This is a genomic window from Mycobacterium sp., assembly GCF_049683935.1.
Lineage (GTDB): Bacteria > Actinomycetota > Actinomycetes > Mycobacteriales > Mycobacteriaceae > Mycobacterium.
Genome location: NZ_JBAUJR010000425.1, coordinates 1 through 18,438 on the forward strand (window position 1 = coordinate 1; position 18,438 = coordinate 18,438).

Annotated in this window: 17 protein-coding genes; 7 read left to right on the top strand and 10 right to left on the bottom strand. The window is 67.1% G+C overall.

The window, feature by feature from the left end; translation table 11 throughout:
• Window positions 1–266 precede the first annotated feature (266 nt).
• Complete coding sequence (locus WA965_RS23855) at window positions 267–761, bottom strand: hypothetical protein (protein ID WP_526298405.1); 495 nt, start codon at window positions 759–761, stop codon at window positions 267–269.
• Between the two features lie 65 nt (window positions 762–826).
• On the bottom strand, window positions 827–1,231 hold the full coding sequence (locus WA965_RS23860; RefSeq protein ID WP_178358888.1) for a DUF5319 family protein: 405 nt from the start codon (window positions 1,229–1,231) through the stop codon (window positions 827–829).
• A 146-nt stretch (window positions 1,232–1,377) separates the two neighbouring features.
• Between WA965_RS23860 and guaB the strand changes: the two genes are divergently transcribed.
• Both guaB and WA965_RS23870 read left to right on the top strand, forming a co-directional pair.
• Entirely contained in the window at window positions 1,378–2,943 is a 1,566-nt protein-coding gene (gene guaB, locus WA965_RS23865) for an IMP dehydrogenase (RefSeq protein WP_526298407.1), read from the top strand.
• A gap of 38 nt (window positions 2,944–2,981) precedes the next feature.
• Window positions 2,982–4,109 (top strand): GuaB3 family IMP dehydrogenase-related protein, encoded by a 1,128-nt coding sequence (locus WA965_RS23870; protein ID WP_526298409.1) that lies wholly within the window; start codon window positions 2,982–2,984, stop codon window positions 4,107–4,109.
• Window positions 4,110–4,115: 6 nt separating this feature from the next.
• Here WA965_RS23870 and WA965_RS23875 read toward each other — a convergent pair whose 3' ends face one another.
• Entirely contained in the window at window positions 4,116–4,649 is a 534-nt protein-coding gene (locus WA965_RS23875) for a TetR family transcriptional regulator (RefSeq protein ID WP_526298435.1), read from the bottom strand.
• Window positions 4,650–4,796: 147 nt separating this feature from the next.
• On the opposite strand from WA965_RS23875, the gene WA965_RS23880 reads away from it, so the two are divergent.
• Both WA965_RS23880 and WA965_RS23885 read left to right on the top strand, forming a co-directional pair.
• Window positions 4,797–6,533: a GMC oxidoreductase gene (locus WA965_RS23880; protein WP_526298411.1), complete on the top strand. Its 1,737-nt coding sequence runs from the start codon at window positions 4,797–4,799 to the stop codon at window positions 6,531–6,533.
• A gap of 144 nt (window positions 6,534–6,677) precedes the next feature.
• Complete coding sequence (locus tag WA965_RS23885; RefSeq protein ID WP_526298413.1) at window positions 6,678–8,216, top strand: SulP family inorganic anion transporter; 1,539 nt, start codon at window positions 6,678–6,680, stop codon at window positions 8,214–8,216.
• A gap of 3 nt (window positions 8,217–8,219) precedes the next feature.
• On the opposite strand, the gene WA965_RS23890 is transcribed toward WA965_RS23885, so the two are convergent.
• On the bottom strand, window positions 8,220–9,437 hold the full coding sequence (locus tag WA965_RS23890; RefSeq protein WP_526298415.1) for a glycosyltransferase 87 family protein: 1,218 nt from the start codon (window positions 9,435–9,437) through the stop codon (window positions 8,220–8,222).
• Between the two features lie 151 nt (window positions 9,438–9,588).
• Window positions 9,589–10,305, bottom strand: a complete 717-nt coding sequence (locus tag WA965_RS23895) for a polyamine aminopropyltransferase (protein ID WP_526298417.1) — start codon at window positions 10,303–10,305, stop codon at window positions 9,589–9,591.
• 65 nt (window positions 10,306–10,370) lie between these two features.
• Between WA965_RS23895 and WA965_RS23900 the strand changes: the two genes are divergently transcribed.
• Window positions 10,371–10,763: a MerR family transcriptional regulator gene (locus WA965_RS23900; protein WP_526298419.1), complete on the top strand. Its 393-nt coding sequence runs from the start codon at window positions 10,371–10,373 to the stop codon at window positions 10,761–10,763.
• A gap of 9 nt (window positions 10,764–10,772) precedes the next feature.
• Window positions 10,773–12,332 carry a glutamine-hydrolyzing GMP synthase gene (gene guaA, locus WA965_RS23905; RefSeq protein ID WP_526298421.1) on the top strand — a complete coding sequence of 520 codons (1,560 nt, stop codon included), beginning with the start codon at window positions 10,773–10,775 and terminating at the stop codon, window positions 12,330–12,332.
• Here guaA and WA965_RS23910 read toward each other — a convergent pair whose 3' ends face one another.
• The 5 genes from WA965_RS23910 to WA965_RS23930 are packed head-to-tail and all read right to left on the bottom strand — an operon-like array spanning window position 12,333 to window position 17,466.
• Window positions 12,333–13,220, bottom strand: a complete 888-nt coding sequence (locus WA965_RS23910; protein ID WP_526298423.1) for a MerR family transcriptional regulator — start codon at window positions 13,218–13,220, stop codon at window positions 12,333–12,335. It abuts the gene before it with no gap.
• Window position 13,221: 1 nt separating this feature from the next.
• On the bottom strand, window positions 13,222–14,751 hold the full coding sequence (locus WA965_RS23915) for a flavin-containing monooxygenase (protein WP_526298425.1): 1,530 nt from the start codon (window positions 14,749–14,751) through the stop codon (window positions 13,222–13,224).
• 3 nt (window positions 14,752–14,754) lie between these two features.
• Window positions 14,755–15,687, bottom strand: a complete 933-nt coding sequence (locus WA965_RS23920; protein WP_526298427.1) for a ferritin-like domain-containing protein — start codon at window positions 15,685–15,687, stop codon at window positions 14,755–14,757.
• Between the two features lie 8 nt (window positions 15,688–15,695).
• Window positions 15,696–16,526 (bottom strand): SDR family NAD(P)-dependent oxidoreductase, encoded by an 831-nt coding sequence (locus tag WA965_RS23925; protein ID WP_526298429.1) that lies wholly within the window; start codon window positions 16,524–16,526, stop codon window positions 15,696–15,698.
• A gap of 1 nt (window position 16,527) precedes the next feature.
• On the bottom strand, window positions 16,528–17,466 hold the full coding sequence (locus WA965_RS23930) for an alpha/beta hydrolase (protein ID WP_526448144.1): 939 nt from the start codon (window positions 17,464–17,466) through the stop codon (window positions 16,528–16,530).
• Between the two features lie 300 nt (window positions 17,467–17,766).
• Between WA965_RS23930 and imuA' the strand changes: the two genes are divergently transcribed.
• A partial coding sequence (gene imuA', locus WA965_RS23935) for a DnaE2-dependent mutagenesis accessory factor ImuA' (RefSeq protein WP_526448145.1) occupies window positions 17,767–18,438 on the top strand: 672 nt, incomplete at its 3' end.

The window sequence follows — 18,438 nt, forward strand, 5'->3', positions numbered from 1 at the left end:
GTGGTGGCCGGCGCGGGCCCCGGGGATGCGCTGTACGGGCTGCGCTCGATGCTCTTCGGTGAGGAGGCGACGCTGCGGGACGACGCGGTGATCCTGGCCGCCCAGACCGAGATGGCCGAGGTCCAGCAGCTCATCGATCAAGGCGACTGGCAGGCCGCGCAGACCAAGCTGGAAACGATCACGACCACCGTCGCGACGGTGGATGACGTTGAGAGCAAGCAGGAACTGGTCACGCAGTGGCAGGAGCTGACGGTCAAGGTCGAGGCTCAGGATGCGGCTGCGACGCCGCCGCCCGGGGCTCCGCTGCCGACCTTCCCGGAGGTTCCGGTGGTGAACCTGGATCCCGGCACGCTGATCACCGATACGTCGGTGACCTCGGAGCCGGCGACGTCGTCGCCCTCCACGACATCGCCGGAGACGACCACGCCGTCATCCTCGGAGACGACGACACCGTCGACGTCGGAGACGAGCGCTTCGCCGACGACCTCGACCACGTCTGAGACGACGGCACCGAGTTCGACGACGGGGCCGACCTCCACGACGGCGCCGTCGACCTCGGCGACGACCACCACGTCGTCGTCGGTGATCTCCCAGTCGTCCGCGTCGGCGACCTCGTCGGCGGCCGCAGAGCCGGCGCCGTCATCCTCGGCGACTCCGCAGCCAACAGCGACGCCGATTCCGACGCCGAGCCCGCAGACGACAGCGACGCCGATTCCGACACCGACGGTCGAACCGTCACCGGCGGCGCCGCTGCCCACCACGACCCTGGTCGTACCCGCGCAGACGCCCGAGGGGCCGAGCTGACGCGAGCGTGGGGATTCAGCCCTCAGCGATAGCCGTCGGGTTCTGACGCGGCTTCATTGAGCGAGGCGTCGGCGTAACCGCGGCAGTAGTCCCACGTGACGTAGGCGTCGGGCTCGGGATCAAAAGCAGGTTCGTGCGGACGGACGGTGCCGTCGACGAGCAGCTGCAGCAGGTTGGCACGCAGCATGTCCCAGTCGTGATAGTGGTCCTGCTGGCATTCGTCACAGCAGACCACGAGCCCGCGAATTCCTTTGTGGGCCAGCAATGCCTCGTATACCGCCAGATCAGCGAGGTCGGCTTCGACCGCGGTGCGCTCCTGCGGGTCCAGTGGCTGGCCCGGCTCCAGGGCGTCGAGCGCAGCCGACGGGTCGCACGGGTCGTCGGCGAACGGGTCGGGTGGCAGTCCTGGTGGCAAGTGATCTCGCACGACACCAAGAGTACGCAGCCCCCCAGGCATCGCGCCAGCACTCCCGTGGCACGTCGGGGGAACCGAAACCGCACGCTGGTTGCCGATAAGATGTGGCATTCAGGTCGCGTCTGTGCCTGGCTGCACTGTTACTGGAGGCCCACCCCATGTCGATCGCCGAAAGCAGCATCCCCATCGCCGTTCCGGTGCCCACCGGCGGTGACGACCCCACCAAGGTCGCGATGCTGGGACTCACTTTTGACGACGTGCTGCTGCTGCCCGCCGCCTCCGATGTGATTCCCGCCACAGCGAACACCTCGAGCCAGCTGACCCGCCGGATCCGGCTGAAGGTGCCGCTGGTGAGTTCGGCGATGGACAGCGTCACCGAATCGCGCATGGCGATCGCGATGGCGCGGGCCGGGGGCATGGGGGTGCTGCACCGCAATCTCCCGATGACCGAGCAGGCCGGGCAGGTCGAGACCGTCAAGCGCTCCGAGGCCGGGATGGTCACCGACCCCGTGACCTGCTCGCCCCACAACACGCTGGCCGAGGTCGACGCCATGTGTGCGCGGTTCCGCATCTCGGGCCTGCCGGTCGTCGATACGGATGGGCAGCTCGTCGGGATCATCACCAACCGCGACATGCGCTTCGAGGTCGACCAGTCCAAGCCGGTCTCCGAGGTGATGACCAAATCGCCGCTGATCACCGCGCAGGCAGGGGTATCCGCTGAAGCCGCCCTGGGGCTGTTGCGCCGGTACAAGATCGAGAAGCTGCCGATCGTCGACGGTAGCGGCAAGCTCACCGGGCTCATCACCGTCAAGGACTTCGTCAAGACCGAGCAGTTCCCGTTCGCCACCAAGGACAGCGACGGCCGACTGCTGGTCGGCGCGGCGGTGGGCGTCGGCAACGACGCCTGGACGCGGTCGATGATGCTCGCCGACGCAGGTGTGGACGTGCTGATCGTGGACACCGCCCACGCCCACAACCGTGGTGTGCTCGACATGGTGCACCGACTCAAGGTTGCAGTCGGTGATCGCGTGGAGGTGGTCGGCGGAAACGTCGCCACCCGGGCCGCGGCCGCCGCACTCGTGGACGCCGGCGCCGACGCGGTGAAGGTCGGTGTCGGCCCCGGGTCGATCTGCACCACCCGGGTGGTCGCCGGTGTCGGTGCCCCGCAGATCACCGCGATCATGGAGGCGGTGGCGGCCTGCAAGCCCTACGGTGTTCCCGTGATCGCCGACGGCGGGCTGCAGTACTCCGGCGACATCGCCAAGGCGCTGGCCGCTGGTGCATCCACCACGATGCTGGGATCCCTGCTCGCCGGCACCGCCGAGTCCCCGGGCGATCTGATCCTGGTCAACGGCAAGCAGTTCAAGGGCTATCGCGGGATGGGCTCGCTGGGCGCCATGCAGGGCCGGGCCAGCGGTGGGGATGCGTCCGGTCCGTCTCGCGGCTCGTACTCCAAGGACCGCTACTTCCAGGACGACGTGCTCTCCGAGGACAAGCTGGTGCCTGAGGGCATCGAGGGGCGGGTGCCCTACCGGGGGCCGCTGTCGACGGTCATCCACCAGCTGACAGGTGGACTGCGGGCGGCGATGGGGTACACCGGTTCGGCGACGATCGAGCAGCTGCAGCAGGCCCAGTTCGTCCAGATCACCGCGGCCGGGCTCAAGGAGAGCCATCCTCACGACATCACCATGACCGTGGAAGCCCCGAACTACTCCAACCGCTAGGGCCCCGGCCCGATCAAGGACTGATCAACATGCGAGACATGGTCGAAATCGGCATGGGCCGGACCGCGCGTCGAACCTACGAACTCGGTGACATCAACATCGTCCCGTCGCGGCGCACCCGCTCCTCGAAAGACGTCTCGACGTCCTGGCAGCTGGATGCGTACCGGTTCGAGATCCCGGTCATCTCGCATCCCACCGACGCCCTGGTGTCGGTGGAGTTCGCGATCGAGCTCGGACGCCTCGGTGGCCTCGGTGTGCTCAACGGTGAAGGACTGATCGGGCGGCACGCCGATGTCGGTGCGCGCCTCACCGAAGTCCTCGAGGCCGCGCACAAAGAGCCCTATCCGTCGGAGTCCATCCGGCTGCTGCAGCAATTACATTCGGCGCCAATAGATCCCGAGCTCCTCGGGGCCGCCGTCGCACGAATCCGCGAGGCCGGGGTGACCACCGCGGTGCGCATCAGCCCGCAGAACGCTCAGGCGCTGACGCCCACCTTGGTGGCGGCGGGCATCGACCTGCTCGTCATCCAGGGCACGATCATCTCCGCCGAGCGCGTCGCGCAGGATTCCGAACCGCTCAACCTCAAGACCTTCATCTCCGAGCTGGACGTCCCGGTGGTCGCCGGAGGTGTGCTCGACCACCGCACCGCACTGCACCTGATGCGCACCGGCGCCGCCGGCGTCATCGTCGGCTACGGTTCGACCTCCGGGGTGACGACGTCCGACGAGGTTCTGGGTATCAGCGTGCCGATGGCCACGGCCATCGCCGACGCCGCGGCGGCACGGCGCGAATACCTCGACGAGACCGGCGGGCGGTACGTGCACGTGCTCGCGGACGGTGACATCCACACCTCCGGAGACCTTGCGAAGGCGATCGCCTGCGGCGCGGACGCCGCACTGCTCGGCACCCCGTTGGCCTCGGCCGCCGAAGCCCTTGGGGGAGGCTGGTTCTGGCCCGCAGCGGCAGCCCACCCGTCACTGCCGCGTGGCGGCCTGCTGGAGGTGGCCGCCGACGCGCGACCGTCGCTGGAGCAGGTGCTCAACGGCCCCTCGGACGATCCGTTCGGCTCGCTGAACCTCGTCGGCGGGCTGCGTAGGTCGATGGCCAAGGCCGGGTACTGCGACCTCAAGGAGTTCCAGAAGGTCGGGCTCACCGTCGGAAGTTGATCCGGCTCACTCCATGCTGCGCAGGGTGCGGACCAGATAGTCGTCGATCAGGCCCGTTCTTGCGGGTGAATCGTCGGTCGTGATCAACAGCGCGTAGAGCCCGAGCAGGAAATAGATCGCGCTGTTCATCGGCGTGACATTGGAGCCGGTGTCGCCGCGCAGCCGGGCCGCCTCGATCTGGTGGGCGACCAGGACGATCAGCGGGTGATCGTGGCCCTCCTCGGTCGCCGGACGGGTCGGTGAGAAGTGCAGCGCAAGGAAGTCCTTGAACAGCAGCACGCCCAGGCGGCGTTCGAGGCCCATCACCAGGTCCACCGCTTCGCGCAGTGACGACGCCAGGTCCACCGTCGACTTGGTGAATTGTGCGAACCGCTTGGCGATCCGGCTCTCCTCGCGCAACTCGAGTTCGAGAAGCACGTGTTCCTTGGTGGGGAAGTGGAAGAAGAACGTGCCATGGGCGACGCCGGCCGCTGCCACGATGGCGCCGACGTCGGCATCGGCCATCCCGGCCCGCTTGAACTCCGCGATGGCAGCGCCCATCAGTCGCTCTCTGGTCTGCAGGCGTTTCGCCTCGCGGGCAGTGATGCCGTCTGTCGTCCGGTTCGCCACAGCCACCGACAGTATCGCCCGCGCCGGTTAGGGTCGCCTCTCTAGCAAGTTACCGGTGGGTAAGTTCATAATGTGTGGATGGAGCCTGACTACGACGTCGTCATCATCGGTTCGGGGTTCGGCGGCAGTGTCAGCGCACTGCGGCTCACCGAAAAGGGCTACCGGGTCGGCGTGCTGGAAGCCGGTCGCCGGTTTGCCGACGACGAGTTCGCCAAGACCTCGTGGAACCTGCGCAAGTTCCTGTGGATGCCGCAACTCGGGATGTACGGCATCCAGCGCATCCACCTGCTGCGCAATGTCATGATCCTGGCCGGCGCAGGCGTCGGCGGTGGCTCACTGAACTACGCCAACACGTTGTACGTGCCGCCGGAGCCGTTCTTCAACGACCCTCAGTGGAAGGACATCACCGACTGGCGCGCCGAGTTGATGCCGCACTACGAGCAGGCCCAACGGATGCTCGGCGTGGTGACCAACCCGACCTTCACCGACGCGGACCGGATCATGAAGGAGGTTGCCGAGGACATGGGAGTCGGCGACACCTTCGTCGCCACGCCGGTCGGGGTGTTCTTCGGCGCCGACGGGCAGAAGACGCCGGGCAAGCGCGTCGCGGACCCCTACTTCGGTGGTGCCGGGCCGGCACGCACAGGCTGCATCGAGTGCGGATCCTGTATGACCGGGTGCCGGTACGGCGCCAAGAACACCCTGGTGAAGAACTACCTGGGACTCGCGGAATCCGCTGGGGCACAAGTGCATCCGCTGACCATGGTCAAGGACTTCAAGCAGCGCCCGGACGGGCTGTGGGAGGTGCGCACCACCCGCACCGGCGGCAAGCTGCGCAGGCGGCGCAAGACCTTCACGGCGCGCTACGTGATTCTCGCGGCAGGCACCTGGGGAACCCAGAAGCTGCTGTTCAAGATGCGCGACACCAACACGCTGCCGAAGATCTCCGATCGCCTCGGCGTGCTGACCCGGACCAATTCGGAGTCCATCGTCGGTGCGGGACGCCTGGCGGTGTCCGACGATCTGGACCTGACCCACGGTGTGGCGATCACGTCGTCGATCCATCCGACGAGCGACACCCATGTCGAGCCCTGCCGCTACGGCAAGGGTTCCAACGCCATGGGCCTGCTGCAGACGTTGATGACCGACGGCGCGGGGCCGCAGGGCACCGACGTGCCGCGGTGGAAGCAACTGCTCGTCAACGCCCAGGCTGACCCGAGGGGCACGCTGCGGCTGCTCAACCCGCGTCGCTGGAGTGAACGCACCATGATCGCGCTGGTCATGCAGAACCTCGACAACTCGATCACCACGTTCACGCGCAAGACCAAACTCGGCGTCCGCCTGCTCGACAGCAAGCAGGGCCACGGCCAGCCGAACCCGACGTGGATCCCGGCGGGCAACGAGGTCACCCGGCGCATTGCCGAGAAGATCGACGGTGTCGCCGGCGGCACCTGGGGCGAACTGTTCAACATTCCGCTCACGGCCCACTTCCTCGGCGGTGCGGCGATCGGCGACTCGCGGGAAAGCGGCGTCATCGACCCCTACCAGCGGGTGTACGGCTATCCGACGCTGTCGGTGGTGGACGGTGCCGCGATCTCGGCCAATCTCGGTGTGAATCCGTCGCTTTCGATCACCGCCCAGGCCGAGCGAGTGGCGGCACTGTGGCCGAACAAGGGCGAGGAGGATCTGCGTCCCGCCCAGGGGGAGCCCTATCGACGGCTCTCACCCATCGCCCCGGCCCACCCGGTCGTTCCGGTCGAGGCGCCCGCAGGGCTGCGCAGCCTTCCGATCGAACCGGTCACCTCCGCGGGATAGGCGGCACTGGCGGGCGCACCGGTGACGTGCGCCACGTGATTTCAACTCATCCCTCCGGTAAGGGTAAGGTTGCCGACGGCAGCGCGCGGCGTGGCGGTTACCGCTGCGCCGGGTGACGTTGTGCTGCAATCTGATTGGAGTTCCTTGAACAAGCGAGTGGCTGCGGCCGCCCCCACGATCCGCGAGGCGGGAGATCCGAGCACGTCTGTCTGGGCCGCGCTGCGTTCTCCGCGACGGCTGAAGACCGAGGTGCTGGCCGGCCTGGTCGTGGCGATGGCACTGATTCCCGAAGCCATCTCGTTTTCCATCATCGCGGGCGTCGACCCCCGGGTCGGGCTGTTCGCGTCGTTCACGATGGCGGTGACGATCGCCTTCGTCGGCGGGCGCCCGGCGATGATCTCGGCGGCGACCGGGGCGATCGCGTTGGTGATCGCGCCACTGGCGCGCGAGTACGGCCTCGACTACTTCGTCGCGGCGGTTCTTCTCGCCGGTGTCCTGCAGATCGTGCTCAGCGTGCTGGGTGTGGCGCGGCTGATGCGGTTCATCCCGCGCAGCGTCATGGTCGGGTTCGTCAACGCCCTGGCGATCCTGATCTTCCTCTCGCAGTTGCCGCACCTGCTGGGCGTGCCTGCGCTGGTGTATCCGTTCGTGGCCGTCGGCCTGCTGATCATGGTGTTCCTGCCGAAGCTGACGACCGCGGTGCCGGCCCCGCTGATCGCCATCGTCGGACTCACCGGCGCGGCCCTGCTGATGGGCGTGGACCTGCCCGACGTCGGCGACCAGGGCGAGTTACCGTCGAGCCTGCCCGCGCTTCTGGTGCCGAACGTGCCGCTCACGATGGAGACCCTGTCGATCATCGCCCCCTATGCGTTGGCCATGGCGTTGGTGGGTCTGCTGGAATCGCTGATGACGGCCAAGCTGGTCGACGACATCACCGATACCCACTCCGACAAGACCCGCGAGGGCTGGGGCCAGGGTGTTGCCAACGTGGTCACCGGGTTCTTCGGCGGCATGGGCGGTTGCGCGATGATCGGCCAGACCATGATCAACGTGAAGGTCTCCGGTGCGCGCACCCGGATCTCCACCTTCCTGGCGGGGGTGTTCCTGCTCGGACTGGTTGTCGGTCTGGGTGACATCGTCGGGCTGATCCCGATGGCGGCGCTGGTCGCGGTGATGATCATGGTGTCGGTGGCCACGATGGACTGGCACAGCATCTCCCCGTCGACATTGCGGCGGATGCCACGCAGCGAGACCCTCGTGATGGCGGCCACGGTCGCTGTGACGGTGTTCAGCCACAACCTGGCCTACGGCGTCATCGTCGGATCGCTCACCGCGATGGTGCTCTTTGCGCGTCGAGTGGCCCATCTGGTGACCGTCGAAAGGTCCGACGAGACCACCGACGCCGACGGCACGGTCACCAGCGTGGTCTACCGCGTCCGAGGCGAACTCTTCTTCGCGTCCAGCAACGATCTGGTCTACCAGTTCGACTATCTGGGCGATCCCGACAGCGTCGTGATCGACATGTCGGACTCGCACATCTGGGATGCCTCGACGGTCGCCGCCCTGGACGCGATCACCACGAAGTACGCGGCCAAGCACAAGAACGTCGAGATCGTCGGCCTCAACCAGGATTCCGCCGACCGCCACGACCGGCTGTCGGGCAATCTCGGTGCCGCTGAGTGAGGATCAATGCACCCCGGCGAGAACCGGTTCGGCCGACGGTGGTGTGGCGTCGTCCCGGTCGGGTCCGGTCGGGCGCCGTCGTGCCACAAGGGCCGCCGCGATCAGCAGCGCAACAGCGGTGAAGAACTGAGCGCTGCCGACGATCTGCTGCCAGATGGCCGGTGAAGCGGTGCTCTCCAGAATCTCGTGCGGGCCGATGATGAACACCGCGATCGCCGATGCGAGAAACGGACGCCACGAACGGTATTGGGGCGCCATCACCAGCGGGACCAGGATGACGCAGTACACCCAGTGATGGGTGACGGCGATCGGGGCGGCGAGCAGAACGGCCAGGGCCACAACGCCCATCGCCACAACGTGCTCCCCGTTGCGCACAAAGCGCCGCGCCGCCCAGAAGGTCGCGACAGCCACCGTGATGGCGGCGACGAGCCATACGAGGTCTTTGGTCGTGCCCTCGAGCCCGAACCGTGCCAGCGGACCGGTGATCGCCTGGTTGCGGCTGAACTCGTGATTGCCGGCGCGGTCGTCGCGGAAGAACTCGCTGACCCAGAACCACTTCGAGTCCTGTGGTCTCAGCCAGAACCCGGCTGCGACGGTCGCCAGGAACACTCCGACGGCGGTGGTGATCGACCGGATGTCCCGCCGCGCCAGCAGGAACAGAGCGAAGCCCGCCGGTGTGAGCTTGACCGAGGCGGCGAGTCCGATGGCGGCACCGCGCAGTGCCCGGGGCACGGCGCGCAGGCAATCGGCGACGACCAGAGCCATCAGGACGATGTTGATCTGGCCGAATTCGAAGTTGGACTGCACCGGTTCGAGCAGGAGCGCCGGCCCCAGGAGCAACACCGCAGAGAAGTCAGGCCGGTCCACCTTCAAACGTGCCAGACAGATCCGCAGGACCCACCACACCAGCACGATGTTCAGCAGCGCCCAGACGATCTGCAGCAGCGCAGGAGCCAGCCAACTCATCGGCACGAACAGAGCAGCGGCGAACGGCGGATAGATGAACCGGAATCCCGACGACGTAGGGAAGGCCTCGGAGTACAGGGGCAGGTGGCGGCTGAATGCGCTCCCGGCATCACGGAACACCGACAGATCCAGTTGAAAGAGCGTGACCGACTGAACGATCAACGTTGCGGAGACCCAGACGGTGAAGAGCAGGGCTGCGGCGCAGTAGAGCCTTCGTGCTGACGGGGCGCCGAAGACACCCAAGCGCTCCCGCATGCGACGCATTCCTTCGCTCCTCTGTGCGAACTCCCAGGCACTCGAGGAGCGCCACGCTAACGGTACCGATACCAGACAGTGTCGAAACTGTGACCTGGTTTTCGACACCCGCCGGGTCGGAACTGCAAACCTGGGCGCGACGTGCGGCGCGTCACGGTCGGTTGGCGAGATACACGGTGTTGGCGGAGCGGCCCTGGGTCAGCGGGTTGTCGAACCAGATCTGCCGGGCTTCGACGTCGGTGAACACCGATTCCAGGGTTGAGCAGAAGTCGTCGTCCGGCGGGTCGTCGGACCACAGGGCGAACGTTCCTCCCGGCGCGAGGTGTTTCGACGCGGCGTGCAGGCCCTCGCGGGTGTAGAACGCGGCGTGCGGGTGGTCGAGCACGTGGCGTGGGGAGTGGTCGATGTCGAGCAGGATCGCGTCATAGGTGCGGCCGGGAGCGTCGGGCGCGAATCCCGCCGCGCCCGTCGCGGCGGCGAAGAAGTCCGCCCGCACCAGCGTGACCCGGCTGTCGGAGGACAACCCGGCGGTGTCGGGGAGCAGGTCGCGTTCGTGCCAGCCGATGATCGCCTCGGAGTACTCGATCACCGTCAGCGACCGGATGCGGTTGCACAGCAGGGCTTCCTGTGCGGTGTAGCCCAGGCCGAGTCCGCCGACGACGATGTCCAGGTCCGTTCCCGGGGTGCGCTGCAGGCCGAGTCTGGCCAGTTCCCGTTCGGCGACGGTGAACAGACTCGACATCAGGTATTCGTCGTCGAGTTTGACCTCGTAGACATCGGCACGCACCGCGAGATCGAAGCGGCGCCGCAGGCTGATGACACCCATCGGCGTTTGCTGCCAACCCAATTCCTCGAAACGCACGCTCATCGAGCAACGATAGCCCGCGGTGAGGCAGTCTCCTCGCCCGTTACGGTAGGTTTCCGGTTGTGCACATGCAGATCGGACAGGTGGCGGCGAAGACCGAGTTGTCGATCCGCACGGTGCGCCACTACGACGACGTGGGGCTGGTGACGCCCTCGGTGCGCAGTGCCGGGGGATTCCGGCTCTATACCGAGGCCGATGTCGAACGATTGCTGGTGATCCGCCGGATGAAGCCGCTGGGCTTCACGTTGGCCGAGATGAAGGATCTGCTTTGCGCCCTGGACACGCTGTCGGAGTCGAAAGCCTCGGCGGCCGAACGCAAAGCGGCGGTGCGACGGCTGCACGATTACCGCGCCAAGACCGACGAGAGCGCAGAGCGGTTGCGCCAACAGCTGGCCTACGCCGAGGAACTGGCGGGTTTGCTCACCGAGCGCGCCGAGGTGTCGGCCGGGCGCCACGACTAGACTGTCCCGGTGGAATCTGCTGCTCCCCGTCCCGTGTTGGTCGTCGACTTCGGCGCGCAATACGCCCAGCTGATAGCGCGGCGCGTCCGCGAGGCCCGGGTGTACTCGGAGGTCATCCCGCACACCGCCAGCGTCGAGGAGATCAAGGCGCGCAATCCACGGGCGGTGGTGCTGTCCGGCGGCCCGGCCAGCGTCTACAGCGAAGGCGCTCCGCAACTGGATCCCGGTCTGTTCGACCTCGACGTCCCGGTGTTCGGCATCTGCTACGGATTCCAGGCGATGGCACAGGCTCTGGGCGGCACCGTGGCCCGCACCGGGACCAGTGAGTACGGCCGCACCGAATTGAAAGTGACTGGCGGCCAACTCCATTCCGACCTCCCCGACACCCAGCCGGTGTGGATGAGCCACGGCGACGCGGTCACCGAGGCGCCGGTCGGCTTCGAGGTGGTGGCGACGAGTTCCGGCGCGCCGGTGGCGGCGTTCGAGGACCGGGGACGTCGACTGGCCGGCGTGCAGTACCACCCCGAGGTGATGCACACGCCACACGGTCAGCAGATTCTGAGCCGATTCCTCCATGAGTTCGCCGGCATCGACGCGGCGTGGACCCCGGCCAACATCGCCGACGCGCTCGTCGAGCAGGTGCGCGCCCAGATCGGTGACGGCCGGGCGATCTGCGGGCTGTCCGGCGGTGTCGATTCGGCGGTCGCGGCCGCGCTGGTGCAGCGGGCCATCGGGGATCAGTTGACCTGCGTGTTCGTCGACCACGGGTTGCTGCGCGCGGGCGAACGGGCGCAGGTGCAGCGCGATTTTGTCGCCGCGACCGGCGCCAAGCTGGTCACCGTCGATGTGGCCGACCGGTTCCTCGAGGCGCTTTCCGGTGTCACCAACCCTGAGGGCAAGCGCAAGATCATCGGCCGTGAGTTCATCAGGGCGTTCGAGGGTGCGGTGCGAGATGCGCTGGGCGCGGCCGACGGCGAGGTCGAGTTCCTGGTCCAGGGAACGCTGTACCCCGACGTGGTGGAGTCCGGCGGGGGTTCGGGAACCGCGAACATCAAGAGCCACCACAACGTCGGCGGACTGCCCGGTGACCTCAAGTTCAGGCTCGTCGAGCCGCTGCGGCTGCTGTTCAAGGACGAGGTCCGCGCGGTCGGGCGGGAACTGGGCCTTCCGGAGGAAATCGTTGCTCGCCAACCGTTTCCGGGTCCCGGTCTGGGCATCCGGATCGTCGGTGAGGTCACGGCCGATCGGCTCGACACGTTGCGCCGCGCCGATGCCATCGCCCGCGAGGAGCTGACGTCGGCCGGTCTGGATCACCAGATCTGGCAGTGCCCGGTGGTGCTGCTGGCCGACGTCCGCTCGGTGGGCGTGCAGGGCGACGGCCGCACCTACGGACATCCGATCGTGCTGCGTCCGGTGTCCAGCGAGGACGCGATGACAGCCGACTGGACGCGGGTGCCCTACGAAGTGCTGGAACGGATTTCGACCCGCATCACCAACGAGGTGCGTGAGGTGAACCGGGTAGTGCTTGATGTCACCAGCAAGCCGCCGGGCACCATCGAGTGGGAGTGACTACTCCTCGGGAGATTTTTCGATCGACTGCGCCAGGACGGCGGCCACCACCGACTCGACGTTCGCCTCGATCGAGGACGTCAACGTCGCGGTGACGGCCGACACCGCGACCGTGCGGAACCGCACCAGCATCGTGATCAACTCGGCCATCTCGGTGTCCGGTGGCAACTCCGCCCCCGGGTTGAGGCGGTCGCCGATGTGGTCCACACCGGCGCGCACCAGGATGCTGCTGATCTGATCGACGAGCGGGGTGATCTGCTCGTGGATGTCGATCAGCTTGCCGGTGTCCACGCCGTACTGCCGGATCTCGTTGAACGCCTCGATCAGCTTGGGCCGCATGATCGTGGCGTCGACACCGTCGTTCTCCAGCTTGATCACCCCGAGGGTGATCATCCGGTCGAACCCGGCGTCGTCGTCGACGAGCGTCCTCGCCTCGGCCAGCGACATTCGCTGCGGCTTCTCCGCGGCCCAACTCCCCGAGATCGCCGATTCCAGGCCCAGCATGTCCCCGACGTCCTTGCCCTGCTCCCAGGCCGACAGCATCTCGTTGACGTGGGCGATGTTGTAGCCCCGGTCCAGCAGCGAGGTGATCATCCGCAGGCGGGTCAGGTGGGTGTCGTTGAACAGTGCGATCCGGCCGACCCGCAGCGGCGGATGCAGCAGGCCGCGGTCGCGGTAGACCCGGATGTTGCGGGTCGTGGTGCCGGCCAACCGGGCCAGATCCTCGATGCGGTACTCGCCGGAGGCCGCGACGCCGTGCGGTTGCACCGCGGCGTCGAAGAGCTGTGACACCGCCGTCTCCACCACGTCCCGAGACCCGCGACGGATCCGTCGCAGGATCGTCGGAATCGGTCCGCTCGGCGGACGCGGCGGCCTGGGCCCGGACATCTCAGGCCGTCGAGATGACCACTCGCGGGCGCACGTCGCGTGCCACCGCTGTGCCCGATTCGCTCCTTGCGTGCGCGGTATAGTCCGCAACCTGGAATTGCCGCATCTGTCGAAGATACTGCGTCGCGAACCCGGGGTACATCGAGGCGTTGAAACCGTCAGCGGTCAGATACCAGCTGTTGCACCCGGTCATCCAGGTGGTCTTGGTCAATCGCTGCTGGATGTCGTCGTTGTGGCGGCGCTGAACCTCGGCGCGCACGTCGAGGTAGCGAAGGTTCTGGTTGAGGATCGTGGTGATCCCGGTGACCGCGTAGTCCAGTTGTCCCTCGACGTAGACCAGCAGCGAGTTGTGGCCCGGTCCGGAGTTCGGCCCGCACATGAAGAACAGGTTCGGATAGCCGTGCGCGCTGGCGCTCTTGTAGGCCTCGGCGTGCCCGGCCCACTCCTGCTGCAGCGACCGGCCGCCGAGTCCGGTGACCGGGAACGGCGGGCCGGACAGGTGCACGTCGTAACCGGTGGCGAACACGATCGCGTCGAGGTGGTGCTCGATGCCGTCACTGGTGCGGATCCCGACCGGGCTTATCGTGGCGATCGGCCAGTCGATCAGCTTGCAGTTGTCACGCTGCAGAGCGGGGTAGTAGTCGCTGGAGATCAGCATGCGTTTGCAGCCGGGTGTGAAGTCGGGGGTGAGCTGGCGGCGCAGCCAGGGGTCGGCCACACTGCGGCGCAGATGCGCCTTGCCCAAGCGGCCGACCAGGCGGCTCAGCGGCGTGTTCCACACCAGGGCGGTGGCGCTGGCCTCATGGCCCCAGAACAGCGCCTGGCGGGCGAGCTCCTGGGTTGCGGGCACCTTCGCGAACAGCGACTGCACTCCCGCCGGCATCGGAACGTCCAGGCGCGGGAGCACCCAGCCGGGGGTGCGCTGGAACACCTTGACGAACTCGGCGGTCTTGACCAGTTCGGGAACGATCTGCACAGCACTCGCGCCGGTGCCGATCACCGCGACGCGCTTGCCGGTGAAGTCGTAGTCGTGATCCCAGGCCGCGCTGTGGATCTTGTGGCCTTCATAGCTGTTGATGCCACGGATGTCGGGCAGCTTGTGATCTGCCAGCGGACCCCCGGCGAGGACCACGGTCCGGGCCTGGAAGCGTTTGCGCCCCTTGGTGGTCGCCGTCCACACCCCGGCGTCCTCGTCGAAGCTCAGGCCGGTGATCTCGGTGTTGAAACGGATCAACGGTCGCAGTTCGTGCTGATCGGTCAGGTCCTCGATGTGTCGGCAGATCTCGTCACCTGACGGGTACGCCCGCGACCATGTCGGGTTCTTGACGAACGAGAACGAGTACAGCAGCGACGGGATGTCGCAGGCCACACCGGGGTAGGTGTTGTCCCGCCACGTTCCACCGACACGATCGGTGCGTTCGACGATGACGAGGTCGTCGACGCCGGCTCCTCTGAGCTTGATCGCGGCGCCCAGGCCGGTGAACCCGGCGCCGACGATGAGGGTGTCGTGAATGCGGTTGGTGGCAGCCATGTGTCAGGCCGCCGGCTCGTGGGTGAGTTCCTTGAACCACGACGGGATCGGCTTGAGCAGCGCCTTGGGGTAGTAGTCGGACGCCCACACCATCGGGTTGGCCAGCCAGTGATACGGGTTGTTCGGTTTGACGACCATTCGCGCGTGCAGTTTCAGGATCTGATACGTCGGAACCCGCCAGGTGCTCTCGCCGCGTTCGCCGAGCGTCTTGAACCGATTCATCGCGTTGTAGAGCTTCTCGGGTTGCAGGCCCATGTCGACGATGTTGTTGCGCATCCGGTTCAGCAGTGGGATGTACATGATGGCGCCGATAATGAGGCCGGGTGTGGCGACGTTGCCGACGAACTGCACCAGCAGGCGGCGCGCGTCGGCCTGCCCGATCATGTTGAGCACCTCGAAATCGACTGCGATATGCCGGGATTCGTCGTTGTTGATCTTCTCGAAGACCTGGTGGCAGACCGGGTCGTGCACCTCTTCGAGCAGGAACTTCAGCAGCGCGCCGTCGAGCGCCACCTCGAGCATCGGGATGACGGTGCCCAGGATCGACAGCGACATGTCGTCGGCGTAGGTGTCGAGCCAGTCGATCGCCAACCGGATGTTGACGTTGGGTTCGGGCATCTCGCCGTCGTCGAGCATGCCCCACCGCTTCATCAGGGCCAGTTCGGCGTTGGCGTGGCGCTGCTCCTCGGCGTGGAAGTAACGGTAGATCTCTGCCAGGGTCGGCGTCGGCGCCTTCTTGGCCATCGCGGCGAACCCGCGGGCGCCGACGTTCTCGATCCAGCACAGGTCGGCCATGAACTCCTTGAGCTTGGGCCGCATCTCGTCGGTGATCATCTCGGCACCCGGGGCGTCCCAGTCGATGTCGGCCAGTGTCCACTGGCGATCCTTGATCTTCGCCAGCATGACATCCATGTCGATTTTTGTTTTCACGGCCATGGCCCTCTCTACGTGGTGACTCGGGTGGTGAAGCCGACGGCGCGGGTGTACACCGTCGGGGTGAAACGTTTGATGCCCCAGCCGATCCGGGCTTCGGGCTGCGGCATGCAGTAGAGCCCGCCGCGGTCGAGGGTGTCCAGGCAGGTTCGGGCGACGCGCTCGGGGGAGAAGCCGATCCACCGCATCAGCTGATCGGCAAGCTGGGTGGATTGATCGGAGATACGCCCTGCTTCGACGATATTGGTCTTGACGAACGTCGGGCACAGCACAGTGACGTTGACGCCGGTGCCCGCCAGTTCGGCGGCCAGGGTCTCCGAAAGCGACAGGGTGCCCGCCTTGCTGACGTTGTAGGCGGCCATGCCGGGTGCGGCGCCGAACGCCGCCGCCGAGGCGACGTTGATGATGCCTGCGGGACGGCCTGCTTCCCGCAGGATCGGGGCGAACACGTGGCAGCCGTGGATCGGGCCCCACAGGTTGACGTTGAGCACCCAGGTCCAGTCGGCCAGATCGGTCTCACCGATGACGGCCCCGCCGGCGCCTACGCCCGCGTTGTTGATCACCAGCGTGGGTGGGCCGTCGAACCAGGACTGGGCCTCCTCGGCGAGCTGATGTACCTGCTCGATTTTGGTGACGTCGCACTGGACCGGCAGCGCCCGGCCGCCGTCGGCTTCGATGGCTTTTGAGGTCAGGCGGGCAGCCTCGAGGTTGACGTCGCTGCACACCACGCGGCCGCCGCGGTGTGCCAGTTCGATGGCGAATGCGGCACCGATACCGCTGCCCGCGCCGGTGATCACGGCGTCGGCATCGTGGCTGCGTTTCGTGCCGAAGAGACCAAGCATCTCAGCCCACCTGTCCGATGCTGTTGGTGCGCAGCGAGTCTGCGACGAATCTGGCGATCTCCCGCATCGCGGGCGCGGCCTCCGGGGTGAGTCGGGGTAGCGCGTGGAAGACGTGTACCTGACCGGGCCAGATCTGAAGATCGCAGCGGCCACCCGCGGCGGTGAGGTCCTCGGCGAGGGTGACGGCGTCGGCCGCGAGCATCTCGGCGCCTCCCGCGTGGATCAGCGTCGGCGGCAGCGGACGTCCGCCGGCGACATCGAGTGCCAGCCGTGGATGGGTGGGATCGATTCCGGCGCAGTACAACTCGACCAGACGTGCGGCGTCGCGGGACCTGATCGCCGGATCGGGACGGGTGCGCTCCCGGGTGCGGGCGAGACCGAACGTCAGATCGACCAGTGGGGAGAGCAGCACCAGGCTGGCGGGATGTCGGACGTCGGGTTGCAGCATCAGGTCGACGGCGAGGTGACCACCCGCCGAGTCGCCGGCCACCACGATCTGCTCGGGGGGTATCCCGCACTGTTCGGTCAGCCAATGCCAGCCGTGCCGGACATCGTCTGCGGCAGTGGGAAAGCGGTGCCGCGGCGCCAACCGGTAGTCGACGCTGAAGACCGGCAGTCCCGTCAGCTGCGACAGCCACGAGGTGAGCCGGCGGTGGGTGCGCGGCGAGCACAACGCGTATCCGCTGCCGTGGACGAAGTAGATCGCCTGCGTGGTGTCCTTGCCCTGACTTGCAACGCCTTTACCGTGGACCCACTCGCCGACGACCCGGTGTCCGTCGGAAGTCCTGGTGTCGACCGGGGTGACGTCGGTCCCGGCCAGGGACGGCCCGAAGGCGTCCATGATCCTTGCGACGATCTGTCGTGAGGTCCACAGCCCCCACGCCTGATCGGCGGGGAGGACGCTGCTGATCTGGCGCAGTGTCAGGCTGCTGATGGCCACGGCACTGCGAGATCGCAGCGACCCTCGTTCCGGCAAAGGGCACGCCTGCTCGTCATTGGGCACGCTTCGGAGTACATCGCGAATGGTGACATTTGTCAATGGCACCATTTGTCGGTGCGGCTATTGGGCCTGGGCGCGTCGAGACTGCACTCAGGGCGCAGAAGTGTGAGTGGGGCGCGCCGCCAGTGCAGTCTCAACGCCGGGAACTTCGGTTGACGCTGTCGGTGGTGGGGTGTTTACTGGGGCTTCGAACATATTTTCGAACATAGAGCTGAGTCGGGTGATGTTGGAGGGGCTGCTGTGACATTGGCAGTGAACGCTGATGAACGTCCGGCGCACCGCGCTGAACAGGTAGAACAGCTGCGCAAGCAGATGGCCTCGGTGTCCGAGAAGATGGCCGCCAAGGGGGGCGGGAACCACCGGGCGGCACCGCCGGATCCGGAGCTCTCACCCGGTCACGATTCTTTGCTGCCGATGCCTGATTCGCTGGCTGAGCTGCTTCCCCAGTCGTTGCCCCGCGGGTCGGTGGCAGTGCTCTCGGGCGCCCGCTCGCTGCAATTGAGCATGGTCGCTGCGGTGACGGCGGAGGGTGGTCACGTCGCCATCATCGGCCAGCCTGATGTGGGACTGCTCGCCGCGGTGGAGATGGGAGCGGACCTGAGCAGGATCGCGGTCATCCCTGAACCGGGGGCCGACCCCGTCGAGGTGGCCGCGGTCCTGATGGACGGAATGGACCTGGTGGTCCTCGGCCTGGGTGGTCGATCGGTGCCGGCGACCCGCGCCAGGGCGGTGGTCGCCCGGGCCCGGCAGCGCGGGTGCACGCTGCTCGTCACCGATGGGGACTGGCAGGGAGCCTCCGCCCGGTTGGACGCCCATGTCAGTGGTTACGACGTGGTCGGCGCCGGTCGCGACGCGCCCACCCCGGGATGCGGGCGGATCGGCCGGGTGCGGCTGGCCATGTGTGCCCGGGGG

What these genes read in the sequence shown, in the direction of transcription:
- guaB (WP_526298407.1), top strand. Translation starts at nt 1,378, where the DNA reads ATGTCGATCGCCGAAAGCAGCATCCCCATCGCCGTTCCGGTGCCCACC.
- WA965_RS23870 (WP_526298409.1), top strand. Translation starts at nt 2,982, where the DNA reads ATGGTCGAAATCGGCATGGGCCGGACCGCGCGTCGAACCTACGAACTC.
- WA965_RS23875 (WP_526298435.1), bottom strand. Translation starts at nt 4,649, where the DNA reads ATGGGCGCTGCCATCGCGGAGTTCAAGCGGGCCGGGATGGCCGATGCC.
- WA965_RS23880 (WP_526298411.1), top strand. Translation starts at nt 4,797, where the DNA reads ATGGAGCCTGACTACGACGTCGTCATCATCGGTTCGGGGTTCGGCGGC.
- WA965_RS23890 (WP_526298415.1), bottom strand. Translation starts at nt 9,437, where the DNA reads ATGCGGGAGCGCTTGGGTGTCTTCGGCGCCCCGTCAGCACGAAGGCTC.
- WA965_RS23895 (WP_526298417.1), bottom strand. Translation starts at nt 10,305, where the DNA reads ATGAGCGTGCGTTTCGAGGAATTGGGTTGGCAGCAAACGCCGATGGGT.
- WA965_RS23900 (WP_526298419.1), top strand. Translation starts at nt 10,371, where the DNA reads ATGCAGATCGGACAGGTGGCGGCGAAGACCGAGTTGTCGATCCGCACG.
- WA965_RS23910 (WP_526298423.1), bottom strand. Translation starts at nt 13,220, where the DNA reads ATGTCCGGGCCCAGGCCGCCGCGTCCGCCGAGCGGACCGATTCCGACG.
- WA965_RS23915 (WP_526298425.1), bottom strand. Translation starts at nt 14,751, where the DNA reads ATGGCTGCCACCAACCGCATTCACGACACCCTCATCGTCGGCGCCGGG.
- WA965_RS23920 (WP_526298427.1), bottom strand. Translation starts at nt 15,687, where the DNA reads ATGGCCGTGAAAACAAAAATCGACATGGATGTCATGCTGGCGAAGATC.
- WA965_RS23925 (WP_526298429.1), bottom strand. Translation starts at nt 16,526, where the DNA reads ATGCTTGGTCTCTTCGGCACGAAACGCAGCCACGATGCCGACGCCGTG.